The sequence below is a fragment of the Intrasporangium sp. genome, assembly GCF_039812505.1.
Classification (GTDB): domain Bacteria; phylum Actinomycetota; class Actinomycetes; order Actinomycetales; family Dermatophilaceae; genus Intrasporangium_A.
In genome coordinates this window covers 1-14,933 of sequence record NZ_JBDIAQ010000085.1, presented here as the reverse complement: position 1 = coordinate 14,933, position 14,933 = coordinate 1, and the positions used below count along the sequence as shown (strand labels likewise).

The window sequence follows — 14,933 nt, the reverse complement described above, 5'->3', positions numbered from 1 at the left end:
GGGCGGGATGGTGCGTGGCGGTCGGCTGGGTGCGTCGTTGAGTGAGCCGGTCGCCCCGAGCGGTACCCCAGAAGGGCACCTCGCGTGATCGCACGTCTGGTATCAAAGTGATACCATCAGATATGGCATTGACTCTGCGTACCGACAGCGAGCTCGAGAAGGCGCTCGACGCCCTCGTCGCGGCCGAGGGTGGCTCCCGCCAGGAGGTCATCCGCAAGGCCGTCCTGGACTACTACCACCGGGCTGACCTGCACGTCGAGGTCGAGCAGAGCCTGGACCGCAACCTTGCGAAGTGGAAGGACGTCCTCGACCGGTTGGCTGCCACGTGACCGCCGCGAAGTACCTCGATCTCGACAGCATCCTGCTCATCATCGGGCGTCTTGGCGTGGGACCGGTCCGCGATGCTGGACTGCTCGCCTCCGCGCTGGGCCGACCTGGTGTCACCCTCTTCGGGGATGGCGCCTACCCGACCATGCCTCTCAAGGCTGCCGCGCTACTGCAGTCGATTGCCGGCAACCACGCCCTTGTCGACGGCAACAAGCGGCTGGCGTGGACCGCAGCGGTCGTGTTCCTGGACATCAACGACCTGGAGCCGGCGCTGAGCCAGGACGAGGTCTACGACCTCATGCTCGAGGTCGCCGCCGGCCTGAGCGACGTCGAGGTCATCGCGGAACGGCTGCGGGTCGTCCCCCGTCGATGCTGACCGGTAGCCTCGGGTGCGGCACCGCCGCACGCACCCCATCCGTCACGCACCCATCCATCACGAGAGACCGCACACCCATGGCTCCGTCGCACGACCTCGTGCTGACCACCGTCCCGGGCGGCAACGCCCTCTCCGACTTCCGCGCCGCGGGCCTGCTTGCCCGGCTGCAGCACGCGGTCCCGGTCATCACCGGGGTGGCCGCGTGCCACGTGCACCTGGTCGCCAGCCACCGCCCGCTCGACCCCGCGACGACGCAGACCGTGACGCGGCTGCTCACCTACGGCCCGCCCCCGGCCCAGCGCCCGGAGGGGGCCCACCACACCACGATCGTGGTGGCACCCCGGCTCGGCACCATCTCGCCGTGGGCCTCCAAGGCGACCGACATCGCGCACACCTGCGGCGTCGAGCTGCAACGCATCGAACGCCTGACCGAGTACCACCTCGCCTCGGCTGTGCCCCTGACCGACACCGAGCGGGCAGCCGCTGCAGTCGTGCTCAGCGACCGGATGACCCACGCGGTGCTGCCGTCCGTGGCGGCCGCAGCAGCCCTGTTCACCGAGCAGCACGCCGAGCCGATGCAGCGGATCGACGTGCTCACCCGGGGCCGCCAGGCCATCGAGGAGGCCGACAAGGCCTGGGGCCTGGCCCTGGCCGACGACGAGGTCGACTACCTCGTCGAGGCCTTCACCGGCCTGGGCCGCAACCCGAGCGACGTCGAGCTGACGATGTTCGCCCAGGCCAACTCAGAGCACTGCCGGCACAAGATCTTCAACGCCCGCTTCGTGGTCGACGGGCAGGCCCAGTCGCGCTCGCTGTTCGGCATGATCCGGCACACCGAGCAGGTCGCCGGCGCGGGCACCATCGTCGCCTACCGGGACAACGCCTCGGTCATGACCGGCGGCCGGGCCACGAGATGGCTGCCCGAGGGCGAGGGTGACGGTCCGAGCCGCTACGCCGCCTGTCAGGACGACGTGCACGTCCTCATGAAGGTCGAGACCCACAACCACCCCACCGCGATCAGCCCGTTCCCGGGGGCGGCCACCGGGGCCGGCGGCGAGATCCGCGACGAGGGCGCCACCGGTCGCGGCAGCCAGCCCAAGGCGGGCCTGACCGGCTTCGTCGTGTCCAACCTGCACCTGCCCGGCACCGACGAGCCATGGGAGCGCGACCGCTACGGCAGGCCCGACCACATCGCCACCCCTCTCGAGATCATGACGGACGGCCCGATCGGCGCGGCAGCGTTCAACAACGAGTTCGGCCGGCCGGGCCTCGGCGGCTTCTTCCGGGTCTACGAGCAGACCGTGGACGGCGTGCGCCGCGGCTACCACAAGCCGATCATGAGCGCCGGCGGTCTCGGCTCGATCAGCGCCGACCAGACCGACAAGGTGGTCTTCCGCGCCGGCACGCTCCTGATCCAGCTCGGCGGGCCCGGCATGCGCATCGGGATGGGCGGCGGCGCCGCGTCCTCGATGGCCTCGGGGGCCAACGCCGCCGAGCTCGACTTCGACTCGGTCCAGCGCGGCAACCCCGAGATCCAGCGACGCGCACAGGAGGTCATCAACCACTGCTGGAGCCTCGGCGCCGACAACCCGATCCTCGCGATCCACGACGTCGGCGCGGGTGGGCTGTCCAACGCCTTCCCCGAGCTCGTCGACGGCGCGGGCCTCGGCGCCTGCTTCGACCTGTCGCAGGTCCCGCTGGAGGAGTCCGGGCTCTCGCCCAAGGAGATCTGGTCCAACGAGAGCCAGGAGCGCTACGTCCTTGCGATCGCGCCCGAGTCGCTGGCCCGCTTCGCGGCGCTCGCCGACCGTGAGCGCTGCCCGTATGCCGTCGTCGGCGTCGCGCGCGACGACGCGCAGCTCGTCGTGGCGCCTGGTCCCGGGGACCACCCCGACGACGACCGCCCCGTCGACCTGCCGATGGAGGTGCTGCTCGGCAAGCCGCCCCGGATGACCCGTGACGTCACGCGGGTGGCCCGGGTGGGGGACGAGCTCGACGTCGGTGCGCTGGAGCTCCGCTCGGCGGCATACGACGTGTTGCGGCACCCGACCGTCGCGTCGAAGCGCTTCCTCGTCACGATCGGGGACCGCACGGTCGGCGGGCTCACCCACCGCGACCAGCTCGTCGGGCCGTGGCAGGTGCCCGTCGCGGACGTCGCGGTGACGCTGTCCGACTACGTCGGCCTCGCGGGCCAGGCCATGAGCAGCGGTGAGCGTATGCCGCTCGCCTGCCTCGATGCGCCCGCCTCGGGGCGGATGGCGGTCGGGGAGGCCCTGACGAACCTCCTTGCGGCACCGGTCGACTCGCTGTCCCAGGTCAAGCTGTCGGCCAACTGGATGGCGGCGTGCGGGGAGCTGGGCGAGGACGCCGCGCTCTACGACACCGTGCGCGCCGTCGCGATGGAGCTGTGCCCGGCGCTCGGCATCGGGATCCCGGTCGGCAAGGACTCGCTGTCGATGCGCACCCGCTGGACCGACCCGGCCACCGGCGAGCCCCGGCAGGTCACCTCGCCGGTGTCGCTCGTCGTCACCGCCTTCGCGTCGCTCCCGGACGTGCGCGGCACGTGGACGCCGCAGCTGCGCGGCGGGACCACGCTCGTGCTGGTCGACCTTGGCGCCGGCCGCGACCGGCTCGGCGGCTCGATGCTCGCCCAGGTCTCCGGCGCGTTCGGCAGCGAGGTGCCCGACCTCGACGACCCCGCCCGCCTCGTCGCGCTGGCCGGCGCGCTCGCCGAGCTGCGCCGCCGCGGGATCACCCCGGCCTACCACGACCGCTCCGATGGTGGCCTGTGGGCCGCGGCGTGCGAGATGGCCTTCGCCGGGGCGACCGGCATCGACCTCGACGTCCCCACGGTCGCAGCGTTGTTCACCGAGGAGCTCGGTGTCGTGCTCGGGGTGGACAACGACGAGGTGGCCACGGTCCGCGAGGTGCTGACGGGGCACGGTCTGGGTGCTCTCACGTCCGTGGTCGGCCGCACCCGCGTGACCCGGCGGGTCCGGGTCGGCGTCGCCGGGCACCCGGCTCTCGACGAGTCCGTGCGCGACCTCGCCCAGGCCTGGGACGAGGTGTCGTGGCGGATCTCCGCGCTGCGTGACCACCCGGCGTGCGCCGACGAGGAGCACGAGGCCTTCGGCGCCGACGACGACCCGGGCCTCACGCTCGCGCTGACCTTCGACCCGACCGAGGACGTGTCCGCGCCATACGTCGGCCGGGGCGCCCGACCCAAGGTCGCGGTGCTGCGCGAACAGGGCGTCAACAGCCACGTCGAGACGGCCTTCGCGTTCGACCGGGCCGGCTTCGACACCTACGACGTGCACATGACCGACCTGCAGACCGGACGCTTCGACCTGGCCGACGTCGTCGGGATCGTGGCCTGCGGGGGGTTCTCCTACGGCGACACGCTCGGAGCCGGTGAGGGCTGGGCCCGCTCGATCCTGTTCAACGAGCGCCTCACCGGGCAGTTCGAGCGCTTCTTCCAGCGCGGCGACACCTTCGGGCTGGGTATCTGCAACGGAGCACAGATGTTCGGCGCGCTCGCCGGCATCATCCCGGGAGCGCAGGCCTGGCCGCGCTTCACCCGCAACCGGTCCGAGCAGTACGAGGCCCGCCTCACGCAGGTCGAGGTACTCGACTCGCCGTCGGTCCTCTTCTCCGGCATGGCCGGCAGCCTGATCCCGATCGCGGTCGCGCACGGCGAGGGCTACGCCGACTTCTCCGCGCAGGGCGACGCCGCCACCGTGGCCCGGGCGGTGCGTTTCGTCGACCACCACGGGGCACCGGCGCAGACCCACCCGCACAACCCCAACGGCTCGCCCGACGGGCTCACCGCGGTCACCACCCCCGATGGCCGGTTCACCGCGATGATGCCGCACCCGGAGCGGGTCGTCCGCAACATTCAGCTGTCGTGGACCTGTACCCCGGTCGAGCAGGACAGCCCGTGGCTGCGGATGTTCCGCAACGCACGGGTCTGGGTCGGCTGAGCGGGACGGTCCGGGAGTCGGTCGGCAGCCTGACATCAATGACCTCATGTATCACGGGCGATACATTTGCCACCATGAGCGTGGTCAGTGTTCGCGACCTGCGCAACCACAGCGCAGCAGTCCTCGCACGCGTAGCGCAGGGTGAGACCCTCACGGTGACCAAGGATGGTGAGCCGGTCGCTGCGGTAACGCCGCTGCCCCGTCGGCCCGTCGCTGTGGAGCAGCTGGTTGCGCGGCGAGCGCACCTGCCCGTGCTCGATGTCGGTCGGCTACGGGCAGACCTCGACGCGTTGCTCGACCCGAGCCTGTGAGCCACCCGACAGAGCACGGAGTGCTCGACACCTCGGTGTTGATCGACCTGGCCCTCATCGACCCACAGACCCTGCCTGCCCAACCCCAGATCACCGCCGTGACCCTGGCCGAGCTCTCGGCGGGCCGCATGTCGCGCACACCAGGTCCGAACGGGCTGCGCGTCAGGCGCATCTGCAGCAGGCCGAGGCAGACTTCGATCCCTTGCCGTTCGACGCCGCCGCCGCGCGAGCATTCGGGCGCTTGGCAGCAGGCCTGCGCCGGTCGGGTCGCAAACCCGCCGCGCGTGCCTACGACGCCCTCATCGCGTCCATCGCCGTCGCCAACGGACTGGACCTCTACACCCGCAACCTCAGGGACTTTGCCGGCATCGACGGACTCACGATCCACGAGGTCCAGCAGCGGACCGAGTGACCCGGTCGGTCCGGCTCACACGACTCGCCAGCCGCCCGCCGCCGGCGGGACCGGGCTCGGCTCACCGCGCTCGCCGAAGGGCTTCGCGCCGGCGAGCATCCGCATGAGCACGTCGCCGGCACGCAGGCCCGTCGGCGGCGACGCCCCGGCCACGCGGCGCCGCAGCTCGTCGAGGGGCAGCGGCCGGGCGCTCGCCACCACGACCACGTTGCCGAACCGCCTGCCCTTGAGCACCTCGTGCGTCGCGACGACCGCGACCTCCGGGAGCACCTCGCGGATCGACGCGACCATCCTTGCCCCCCAGCGGAACCCGGGTTCGTCGGCGAGGTTGCAGAACGCCAGTCCGGTCGGCCGCACGACCCGCGCGACCTCGCGGAGGTATGCCGCGCAACCCAGTTCCGCCGGGACGCGCCCGGCGGCATACGCATCGGTGACCAGCACGTCGGCGGAGTCGGTGCCGAGCGCCCGCAGACCGGTGAGCCCGTCCTGCGGGCGGACCCGGATGCGATGCCCACGGGGAAGCGGCAGCCGCTCGCGGACGAACGCGGTCAGCGCCTCGTTCGGCTCGAAGACGATCTGCGGCGACCCGGGACGGGTGGCCTGCACCCACCGGGGCAGGGTGAGCCCTGCCCCGCCGACGTGCGTGACGGCGAGCCGGGCGGGCGGCTCGGCACAGCACGCGTCGATCGCGAGGGCCAGGTGCTGGACGTACTCGAAGGCGAGCAGCAGGGGGTCGTCGAGCCGGACGTAGGACTGGGGCTGTCCATCGACGAAGACCGTGACCCCGCCGAGCTCGTCCCGTTCCAGGCTGACCCGGTCGTCGGGCGCCGGGGGTGCCGCCTTGCCCGCTCCCGTCGCCATGTCGGCATTCTGTCCTGCCGGCGCCATGGCTAGGGTCGGAGCCATGCGAGTCGGCGTGACGATCCTTCCCGAGCGGCGGTGGTCCCAGGCCGCGCACCTCTGGCGGGCCGCCGAGGACCTGGGCTTCGACCACGCGTGGACCTTCGACCACATCACCTGGGGCGGGCTGCCCGACTCCCCCTGGTACGCGGCGATACCCACGCTCACGGCAGCGGCCGGCGTGACCAGCCGCATCGGGCTGGGCACCTTCGTCACGACGCCCAACAACCACGAGCCGGTCCAGCTCATGCGCGAGGTGTACGCGCTCGGCGACATCTCGGCCGGCCGGTTCCTGCTCGGCCTCGGCGCCGGCGGCGACCTCGACTCGGGCATCCTCGGGCACGAGCTCACGGTGCGACAGCGGGCCGACCGGTTCGCCGAGTTCGCCCGCCTGCTCGACCGGCTCAGCCGCGAGACCGAGGTCACGGCCGATGGGCAGTGGTATCAGGCCCGTGAGGTCAGCACCGGCGCGGGGCCCGTCCGCGGCACGCCGGCCGGTTCCCGCGTGCCGTTCCTGGTCGCCGCGAACGGGCCCCGCACCATCCGGCTCGCAGCCGAGGTCGGCGACGGCTGGATCACCGCGGGTGGCCCAGGCGTGGCGAGCGCGGACGACTGGTGGCGGCGCGTGGCGCAGGCCTGCCGCCGCCTCGACGAGGCGCTTTCCGCGAGAGGTCGTGAGCGGCATACCTTCCGCCGGGTGCTCAACCTCGACGACCAGCCGACCTTCGCGCTGACCAGCGTCGCGGCGTTCGAGGAAGCGGTCGGCCGGGCCGACGGGCTCGGGTTCACCGACGTGGTCGTGCCGTGGCCCAGGGCGAGCGAGCCGTTCCGGGGTGACCTCGCCGTGGCCGAGGCGGTCGCCGCCGAGGTGCTCCCGCGGTGGCGGGGCTGAGCATGCCACCCCGTCGCCGCACCCCCGTCGCGCAGGGCCGCGCGGCGTTGCAGGCATGCCGCCGGGCCGGCTACGCCGCCGATCGTGCCACGACCGCGACCGCCGTGCGCTACACCCTCGAGGAGCTGGGGCAGACCGCGCCGGGGCGCACCGTCGAGGTGCGGGTGCCACCGTACGGCGTGGTCCAGTGCATCAGCGGGCCGGTCCACCGCCGGGGCACCCCGCCCAACGTCATCGAGACCGACGCGGGCACCTGGCTGCGTCTGGTCACCGGAGACCTGAGCTGGTCGGCCGCGCTCGAGAGCGACGCGGTGCGCGCGAGCGGCCAACGGGCCCACCTGGACGGGCTGCTGCCGCTGGCGTCGGTCACGCCGCCCGACTGAGCGCCGCACGTGCGCCGAGCGGGCCTGGTGCCGCCGCTGGCGTGGGTCACGCCGCTCGACTGGACGCGGTCGCGCACCGCGGGTGCGCCCGGTGGTGCCGGGCCCCGGGCCACGCCGGGTCGGGTGAACGCGGCGTTCCCCCACCGCGGATGGGTCGGCGTGGCGCGCGTCGCTTACGCTGGACGGGTGAGCGCCCAGCCCCGCCGGCAACCCCGGCGCACGCCGAACCATGTCCGCTTCCTGATCACCGGGGGAGTGCTCGGGCTGCTGGTCGGCGCTCTCGTCGGCGCCTTCGGCACCGATGCACCCAGCTACGACGCGGGCACCGAGATCGCCTACCTCGCGGCGTTCGGCCTGTTCATCGGCCTCGGGGTGGGTGGGCTGGTCGCCATCGGCCTCGATGCCGTGCTGCGCCGCCGCTCCGGAGACTGACCCCGGCCCTCGGCCGGCCCGCCGCCTCTGCGGCGACGGCACACAGGCTCGGGCCACCGGCCCACAGGCTCGGGCCACCGGCCGCAGGGCAGGATGGGCGTCATGACCAGCCGTGCAGCCCCCGACCCCGGGACCGATCGGCGCAGCGGCCCCCTGACCGCCGTCCGGGTCGTCGAGCTCGCCGGCATCGGGCCCGGTCCGTTCGCCTGCATGCTGCTGGCCGACCTCGGGGCCGACGTCATCCGGATCGACCGGCCCGGCGGCACGCCGCTGCCGCTGCCGGTGCCACCCGAGGCCGACCTGCTGCGCCGCGGCCGGCCCTCGGTCGCGCTGGACCTCAGGCACCCCGACGGGCCCGCCACGGTGCTGCGGCTCGTCGAGGCCGCCGACGCGCTGGTCGAGGGTTTCCGCCCGGGCGTCGCCGAGCGGCTCGGCCTGGGGCCGGACGTGTGTCTCGGCCGCAACCCGAGGCTGGTCTACGGGCGGATGACGGGCTGGGGCCAGTCCGGCCCGCTCGCCCGGTCCGCGGGGCACGACAACGACTACATCGCCATCACCGGGGCGCTCGCCGCGATCGGCCCGGCCGGAGGCCCGCCCCAGCTGCCGCTCAACCTGCTCGGCGACTTCGGCGGTGGCGCGATGTACCTCGTGATGGGGCTCCTCGCCGGGCTTCTGGAGGCCCGCACGAGCGGTCGCGGGCAGGTCGTCGACGCCGCCATCGTGGACGGCACCGCCCACCTCGCGACGATGGTCGCCGGCCTGGTCGGTAGCGGCGTCTGGTCCACGCAGCGCGGCACCAACGCCCTCGACGGCAGCCTGCCGTGGTACTCGGTCTACGAGGCGCGCGACGGCGGATGGCTGGCCGTCGGGGCGCTCGAGGAGCCGTTCTGGGACGCCCTGCTCGACGGGCTCGGGCTGACCGGCGCCGTTCCCGACCGCCGCGACCCGAGCACCTGGCCGGCCCTGCGGGCCCTGCTGGCCGACAGGTTCCGCACCCGCACCCGCGACGAGTGGGCCGGCACCTTCGAAGGCACCGACGCCTGCGTCGCCCCGGTCCTCGACCTCACCGAGGCGCCGCGCCACCCCCACCTGGTGGCGCGCGGCACGTACGCCGAGCGGGACGGGCTCGTCCAGCCGACCCCCGCGCCGCGTTTCTCCCGCACCCCGGGAGCGCTCAGCACCCCCCCACCGATCCCCGGGTCGGACACCCGCCAGGCCCTGACCGCGTGGGGGATCGGGGACGTAGACGCCCTGATCGCGTCGGGGGCGGCGGTGCAGTCCTGACCGCCCGGCAGACCGGTCCCGTCGGGATCCGGCGCGCCCAACCGGGGTCGCGGCCACCAGCCCCGCCGTGAGCTGCGGAATACCTCGCAGTGGCCCGATCGTTGCCCCCGCATGCGCCTGTTCGCCGCGATCGTCCCGCCGGACGAGGTCCTCGACGACCTCGAGGAGCATCTCGCCCCGCGCATCGAGGCCTCCGACGGGATCCGCTGGACCGATCCCGCCCAGTGGCACATCACCCTGGCCTTCTGTCCCGATGCCCCCGAACGCCTCCTCGACGACCTGACCGGGCGGCTGCAGCACAGCGGGCGCCGTACCAAGCCCTTCACGCTCGCGCTCCTGGGTGCCGGCACCTTCCCCAACCCGTATGCCGCTCGCGTCCTCTGGGCGGGCATCGCCGACGCCGGCGGTGCCCTGGCCCCGCTCGCCGCATCGGTCCGTGGCGGGTTCAACAAGGCGGGCGCGACCCCGGACGGCGGGCGCTTCCACCCGCACGTGACGCTCGGCCGGTTTCGCAGGCCGACCGAGGCGACGCGGTGGATCCGGGCGCTCAGCGCCTACGAGAGCCCCGAGTGGCGAGTCGGCGTCATCCACCTGGTCGAGTCGCACCTCGGCGAGGGCCGGGGCCGGCGGCCCCGCTACGAGACCGTCGCGCAGGTCCCACTCTCGTGAACAGCCGTCCCAGCGACCCTTCCGGACCGGCCGCCCACTACGCCGGCAGGGCGGGCCAGACGCCCGACCTGCGAGAAGCGGGCTGCGGCATACTTGCGGAAGTGACGAGCCGGTTGACCGCACCCACCAGCGGCGTCGTCGCATCCGGCCCCGACCCGGCGGTTCGGGCGGTCGGCCTGACCAAGATCTACGGCCAGGTCCGGGCGGTCGACGGGATCAGCTTCGAGATCGCCCACGGCGAGTCGTTCGGCCTGCTCGGGCCGAACGGGGCCGGCAAGTCGACCACGATGCGCATCATCGGCGGCACCCTGCAGCGCACCGGCGGTGTGATGACCGTGGCCGGGCTCGACCCCGCGGAGGCCGGGCCGGAGGTGCGGGCCCACCTCGGCGTGGTGCCGCAGGAGGACAACCTCGACGAGGAGCTGTCCGTGCGGGACAACCTGATCATGTACGGCCGCTACTTCGGGCTGCCCTACTCCTACCTGCGGCCCAAGGCCGACGAGCTGCTCGAGTTCGCCCAGCTCGCACAATGGGCCGGGGCCAAGGTCGGGGACCTGTCCGGCGGGATGAAGCGCCGGCTGACCATCGCCCGCTCGCTCGTCAACGAGCCGCAGGTGCTGCTGCTCGACGAGCCGACGACGGGCCTTGACCCGCAGGCCCGGCACGTCCTGTGGGACCGGCTCTTCCGGCTCAAGGAGGTCGGGGTCACCCTGGTCGTCACGACCCACTTCATGGACGAGGCCGAGCAGCTCTGCGACCGGCTGGTCGTCATGGACCACGGCCGGATCATGGCCGAGGGCACCCCGGGTCAGCTCATCCGCGAGTACTCGACCCGCGAGGTGCTCGAGGTCCGGTTCGGGGCTGCCCACAACGCCGTCGCGGCCGAGCGGCTCGCCGATGTCGGCAGCCGGCTCGAGGTGCTGCCCGACCGGCTGCTCGTCTACGCCGACGACGGCGACGCCGCCCTGCGCCAGGTCACCGCGCGCGGGCTGACCCCGATCACCTCGCTCGTGCGCCGCTCCTCGCTCGAGGACGTCTTCCTGCGCCTGACCGGGCGCAGCCTGATCGACTGATGGCCATGTCCGAGCACGACGAGAGTCGCCGGGAAGGCCCCGGACGTCCCGGCACTGCGGTGGTCGACCTGACCCACCTGGCCGCCTCCGGCCGGGTGCCGCCCGCCGCCGTCCTCGCGCGCCGGGCCCGGCGCTGGGGCTGGTGGTACTACATCGAGTACTGGCTGGTCAACGCCCGGGCCTGGGGGGTCTCGATCGGCCTCTACATGGTCGTCATGCCGCTCGTCTACCTGATCGCGCTGGGCCTGGGCCTGGGTACCCTCGTCGACCGCGGGGTGGGCACGGTCGGGGGCAGTGGAGGCTCGAGCGGGGTGCCCTACCTGACCTTCGTCGGCCCGGCCCTGTTGGTCGCCACGGTCGTCATGTCCGTCGGGGGAGAGCTGACCTACCCCGTCATGGCCGGCTTCAAGTGGCGCCGGCTCTACTGGGGTCCTAGCGCGACGCCGGTCTCACCGGAGCAGATCGCCGTCGGGCACCTGGGCGGGGTGCTCATCCGGTTCGTCCTGCAGTCGACGGTCTTCTGGGTCATGCTCCTGCTGTTCGGCGCCGCCCCGAGCGGCTGGTCCTGGCTGACCGTCCCCATCGGGGTGCTCACCGCGGCCGCCTTCGGCGCCCCGCTGCAGGCGTATGCCGCACACCTGACCGACGAGGGATACCAGTTCGCGTTCGTGCAGCGCTTCGTCATCATGCCGATGTTCCTGTTCGCCGGGACCTTCTTCCCGCTGTCGGTCATGCCGGTCTACCTGCAGTGGATCGGATGGGTCTCGCCGGTGTGGCACGGCACGCAGCTGGCCCGCCAAGCGGCATACGGCCTGGTCGAAGCCCCTTGGCTGACCGTCGTGCACGTCGTGGTGCTGCTGCTGTGCACCGGTGCCGGGGTGCTGCTCGCGCGCCGCACCTACGCCCGCAGGCTGGGCCGGTGAGCACGCTCGCGCGGCCGCGTCGCCGGCGGCTGGCCGGGCTGTACGGACGCAACACCCGCTCGGTGCTCGAGCGCGGCTTCAAGGTCATCAAGAACCAGAACTGGGTCGTCATGCTGTCCGGCTTCTTCGAGCCCGTGTTCTACCTGCTCGCGATGGGCCTGGGCCTGGGCGGGCTGGTCGGCACGGTGCCGGGGCCCGGTGGCCACCCGATCCCGTACACCGCCTACATCGCGCCCGCGCTGCTGGCCGCCTCGGCGATGAACGGCGCAGTCTACGACTCGACCTGGAACGTGTTCTTCAAGCTGCGCTTCGCCAAGATCTACCACGCCATGCTGCAGACCTCGCTCGGGCCGATGGACATCGCGCTCGGCGAGATCACCATGGCGTTGTTCCGCGGCTTCCTCTACGCCGTCGGGTTCATGGTCGTCATGCTCGTGATGGGGCTGGTCACCTCCGCGTGGGCGGTGCTGATGATCCCGGTCGCGGTGCTGATCGCGCTCGGCTTCGCCAGCCTCGGCATGGCGGTCACCAGTTTCCTCAAGAGCTTCCAGCAGATGGACATCGTCGCCCTGACGCTGCTGCCGATGTTCCTGTTCTCCTCGACGCTCTTCCCGATCAGCGTCTTCCCGACCGCCATCCAGTGGCTCGTCATGGCGCTGCCGCTCTGGCACGGTATCGAGCTGATGCGCGACCTGGCGGTCGGGCACCTGGCGCTCGCGACGGGCTGGCACGCGCTCTACTTCGTGGTCCTGTCGGCCCTGGGCATCTGGTTCACCGCGGTGCGGCTGCGGGCGCTGTTCCTGCGCTGAGCGCCCGCCGGCGCGGGGCTCGGGTCCGGAGTCACGCGTTGTCGCACCTGACGATGTCCACATCGACGGACCTCACGACGTTTGACGATTGACGTCCATTATCGGGGTCTCTACGGTATACGTCAGCCAAACGGTGACAACAGCGATCAAACTTCTGCCGAAGGGTTGTCATGGCCAGTCTCGTCTTGCGAGGTTCAGTCGTCGTGGCCTGCACAGCCTTCCTGATGTGGTCGCGGGTGCCCGGCCGACGGTGGTGTGGCAGGGCGACCAGGTGCAGACGGTGGTCATCCAGGACGAGGACAGCTCGACCTGGCACAAGGGCAGCTATCGGCTCGTCGTGCGATGTGCCGGAGAGGCCAGCCTGGTCGCCCACTTCTCGCTGGACGGCCACTCCGCCGTCAGGCAGCTCCAACCCTGTTCACCCCACGGGTCGGTGGACCAGATCGAGGTCAGGATCGGCGTGGACGCAAGGCTCGGGAAGGTCGTGATCGTCCCGGCCGGCGAGTCACGGGCGGCGGTCGGCTACGCCATCCAGAAGGTCGGTTAGGCACCCGTCCGGATATCGCACCGCCCGTCGAGCACAGAACCCGCTCGGGGACTGTGGGAGAATCGGCCAGTGGCACGCGGTGACGGTCGGTTGTCCCATGACCTCCTCCCCGGCGAGAAGGGCCCGCAGGATGCCTGCGGGGTCTTCGGCGTCTGGGCACCTGGTGAGGAGGTGGCCAAGCTCACCTACTTCGGGCTCTACGCGCTGCAGCACCGCGGGCAGGAGTCGGCCGGCATCGCCACCGGCGACGGGGAGAAGATCCTCGTCTACAAGGACATGGGCCTGGTCTCGCAGGTCTTCGACGAGACGGCCCTCAGCTCGCTGCGCGGGCACCTCGCGATCGGGCACACCCGCTACTCGACGACCGGCGGCTCGACGTGGGAGAACGCCCAGCCCACCCTCGGCGGGTCGCACGGCACCACCATCGCGCTGGCCCACAACGGCAACCTGATCAACACGGTCGAGCTGCGCGAGATGGTCGACGAGCACTTCGCCGGCGGGCGCGTGACCGGCGAGCTCGCGCGCGGCAACACCTCCGACACCGCGCTGGTGACCACGCTGCTGACCGCCGACCCCGACAAGACCTCCGAGCAGGCCGCGCTCGACCTGCTGCCCAAGCTGCGTGGGGCGTTCAGCTTCGTCTTCATGGACGAGGACACCCTGTATGCCGCTCGCGACCCCTGGGGGGTCCGTCCCCTCGCGCTCGGGCGCCTCGAGCGCGGCTGGGTCGTGGCGTCCGAGACGGCCGCGCTGCAGACGATCGGCGCGGCCGTGATCCGCGAGGTCGAGCCCGGTGAGCTGATCGCCATCGACGGGGACGGCCTGCGGTCGCACCGGTTCGCCGAGCCGACGCCCGCGGGGTGCGTCTTCGAGTACGTGTACCTGGCCCGGCCGGACGCGGTCATCCGGGGGCGGGTCGTGCACGAGGCGCGGGTCGAGATGGGCCGGGTGCTGGCCCGGGAGCACCCGGTCGACGCCGACCTGGTCATCGGGGTGCCCGAGTCCGGTGTGCCTGCCGCGGTCGGGTACTCCCAGGAGTCGGGGATCCCGTTCGGGCAGGGCTTCGTCAAGAACGCCTACGTCGGGCGGACCTTCATCCAGCCGTCCCAGACGCTGCGCCAGCTCGGCATCCGGCTCAAGCTGAACCCGCTGGGGCACACCATCCGCGGCAAGCGGCTCGTCGTCGTCGACGACTCGATCGTGCGGGGCAACACCCAGCGGGCCCAGGTCCGGATGCTGCGCGAGGCCGGGGCCGCCGAGATCCACGTGCGCATCTCGTCGCCGCCGGTGCGCTGGCCGTGCTTCTACGGGATCGACTTCGCGACCCGGGCCGAGCTGATCGCGACCGGTCTGGGGGTCGAGGAGGTCCGCGCGTCGATCGGGGCCGACTCGCTCGGCTACATCTCCGAGGCCGGGATGATCGAGGCCACCGGGCAGCCCCGCGACTCGCTCTGTACCGCGTGCTTCACCGGGCGCTACCCGATCGAGCTGCCCGAGGACGGGCAGGTCGGCAAGCACGTGCTCGAGATGCTCCCGCTCGAGGTGCGCACCGGCCACGACCGGTCGATCGACACCGATGTCGAGGGCGTGCCGATCGGGGTCGGGACCGGCGGGT

At 72.4% G+C, this 14,933-nt stretch carries 16 protein-coding genes; 15 read left to right on the top strand and 1 reads right to left on the bottom strand.

Going from position 1 to position 14,933, the window contains the following annotated elements; genetic code table 11:
* The first annotated feature begins 122 nt into the window (after positions 1-122).
* The 5 genes from WMI84_RS11795 (at position 123) to WMI84_RS11775 (ending at position 5,406) form a co-directional block, all read left to right on the top strand.
* Positions 123-329, top strand: coding sequence for a ribbon-helix-helix protein, CopG family (locus tag WMI84_RS11795; RefSeq protein ID WP_347353359.1), 207 nt, complete (start codon positions 123-125; stop codon positions 327-329).
* Complete coding sequence (locus WMI84_RS11790; RefSeq protein WP_347353357.1) at positions 326-703, top strand: type II toxin-antitoxin system death-on-curing family toxin; 378 nt, start codon at positions 326-328, stop codon at positions 701-703. Before WMI84_RS11795 ends, WMI84_RS11790 begins: the two co-directional genes overlap by 4 nt.
* A 77-nt stretch (positions 704-780) precedes the next feature.
* The gene (gene purL / locus WMI84_RS11785) at positions 781-4,683 is read left to right on the top strand and encodes a phosphoribosylformylglycinamidine synthase (protein ID WP_347353355.1); all 3,903 of its coding nucleotides are present in this window, start codon (positions 781-783) and stop codon (positions 4,681-4,683) included.
* Between the two features lie 74 nt (positions 4,684-4,757).
* Entirely contained in the window at positions 4,758-4,994 is a 237-nt protein-coding gene (locus tag WMI84_RS11780; protein ID WP_347353353.1) for a type II toxin-antitoxin system prevent-host-death family antitoxin, read from the top strand.
* Positions 4,942-5,406: a PIN domain-containing protein gene (locus WMI84_RS11775; protein ID WP_347353351.1), complete on the top strand. Its 465-nt coding sequence runs from the start codon at positions 4,942-4,944 to the stop codon at positions 5,404-5,406. Before WMI84_RS11780 ends, WMI84_RS11775 begins: the two co-directional genes overlap by 53 nt.
* A 15-nt stretch (positions 5,407-5,421) precedes the next feature.
* On the opposite strand, the gene WMI84_RS11770 is transcribed toward WMI84_RS11775, so the two are convergent.
* Entirely contained in the window at positions 5,422-6,267 is an 846-nt protein-coding gene (locus WMI84_RS11770; protein ID WP_347353349.1) for a fused MFS/spermidine synthase, read from the bottom strand.
* 43 nt (positions 6,268-6,310) lie between these two features.
* On the opposite strand from WMI84_RS11770, the gene WMI84_RS11765 reads away from it, so the two are divergent.
* The 10 genes from WMI84_RS11765 to purF all read left to right on the top strand — a co-directional run.
* On the top strand, positions 6,311-7,198 hold the full coding sequence (locus WMI84_RS11765) for an LLM class flavin-dependent oxidoreductase (protein WP_347353348.1): 888 nt from the start codon (positions 6,311-6,313) through the stop codon (positions 7,196-7,198).
* Positions 7,199-7,200: 2 nt separating this feature from the next.
* Positions 7,201-7,581 carry a sterol carrier family protein gene (locus tag WMI84_RS11760; RefSeq protein ID WP_347353346.1) on the top strand — a complete coding sequence of 127 codons (381 nt, stop codon included), beginning with the start codon at positions 7,201-7,203 and terminating at the stop codon, positions 7,579-7,581.
* Positions 7,582-7,767: 186 nt separating this feature from the next.
* Positions 7,768-8,013 (top strand): hypothetical protein, encoded by a 246-nt coding sequence (locus tag WMI84_RS11755; RefSeq protein ID WP_347353344.1) that lies wholly within the window; start codon positions 7,768-7,770, stop codon positions 8,011-8,013.
* A 102-nt stretch (positions 8,014-8,115) separates the two neighbouring features.
* On the top strand, positions 8,116-9,297 hold the full coding sequence (locus WMI84_RS11750; protein WP_347353342.1) for a CaiB/BaiF CoA-transferase family protein: 1,182 nt from the start codon (positions 8,116-8,118) through the stop codon (positions 9,295-9,297).
* A 111-nt stretch (positions 9,298-9,408) separates the two neighbouring features.
* Positions 9,409-9,966, top strand: coding sequence for an RNA 2',3'-cyclic phosphodiesterase (gene thpR / locus WMI84_RS11745; RefSeq protein ID WP_347353340.1), 558 nt, complete (start codon positions 9,409-9,411; stop codon positions 9,964-9,966).
* A 176-nt stretch (positions 9,967-10,142) separates the two neighbouring features.
* Positions 10,143-11,039, top strand: a complete 897-nt coding sequence (locus WMI84_RS11740; protein ID WP_347353361.1) for an ABC transporter ATP-binding protein — start codon at positions 10,143-10,145, stop codon at positions 11,037-11,039.
* 5 nt (positions 11,040-11,044) lie between these two features.
* The gene (locus WMI84_RS11735; protein ID WP_347353338.1) at positions 11,045-11,962 is read left to right on the top strand and encodes an ABC transporter permease; all 918 of its coding nucleotides are present in this window, start codon (positions 11,045-11,047) and stop codon (positions 11,960-11,962) included.
* Positions 11,959-12,771 (top strand): ABC transporter permease, encoded by an 813-nt coding sequence (locus WMI84_RS11730; RefSeq protein ID WP_347353336.1) that lies wholly within the window; start codon positions 11,959-11,961, stop codon positions 12,769-12,771. The genes WMI84_RS11735 and WMI84_RS11730 overlap by 4 nt, the downstream gene beginning before the upstream one ends.
* Positions 12,772-12,997: 226 nt before the next feature.
* Entirely contained in the window at positions 12,998-13,318 is a 321-nt protein-coding gene (locus WMI84_RS11725) for a hypothetical protein (protein ID WP_347353334.1), read from the top strand.
* A gap of 69 nt (positions 13,319-13,387) precedes the next feature.
* Positions 13,388-14,933 (top strand): amidophosphoribosyltransferase (purF, locus tag WMI84_RS11720; RefSeq protein ID WP_347353332.1); only part of this gene is annotated, 1,546 nt, incomplete at its 3' end.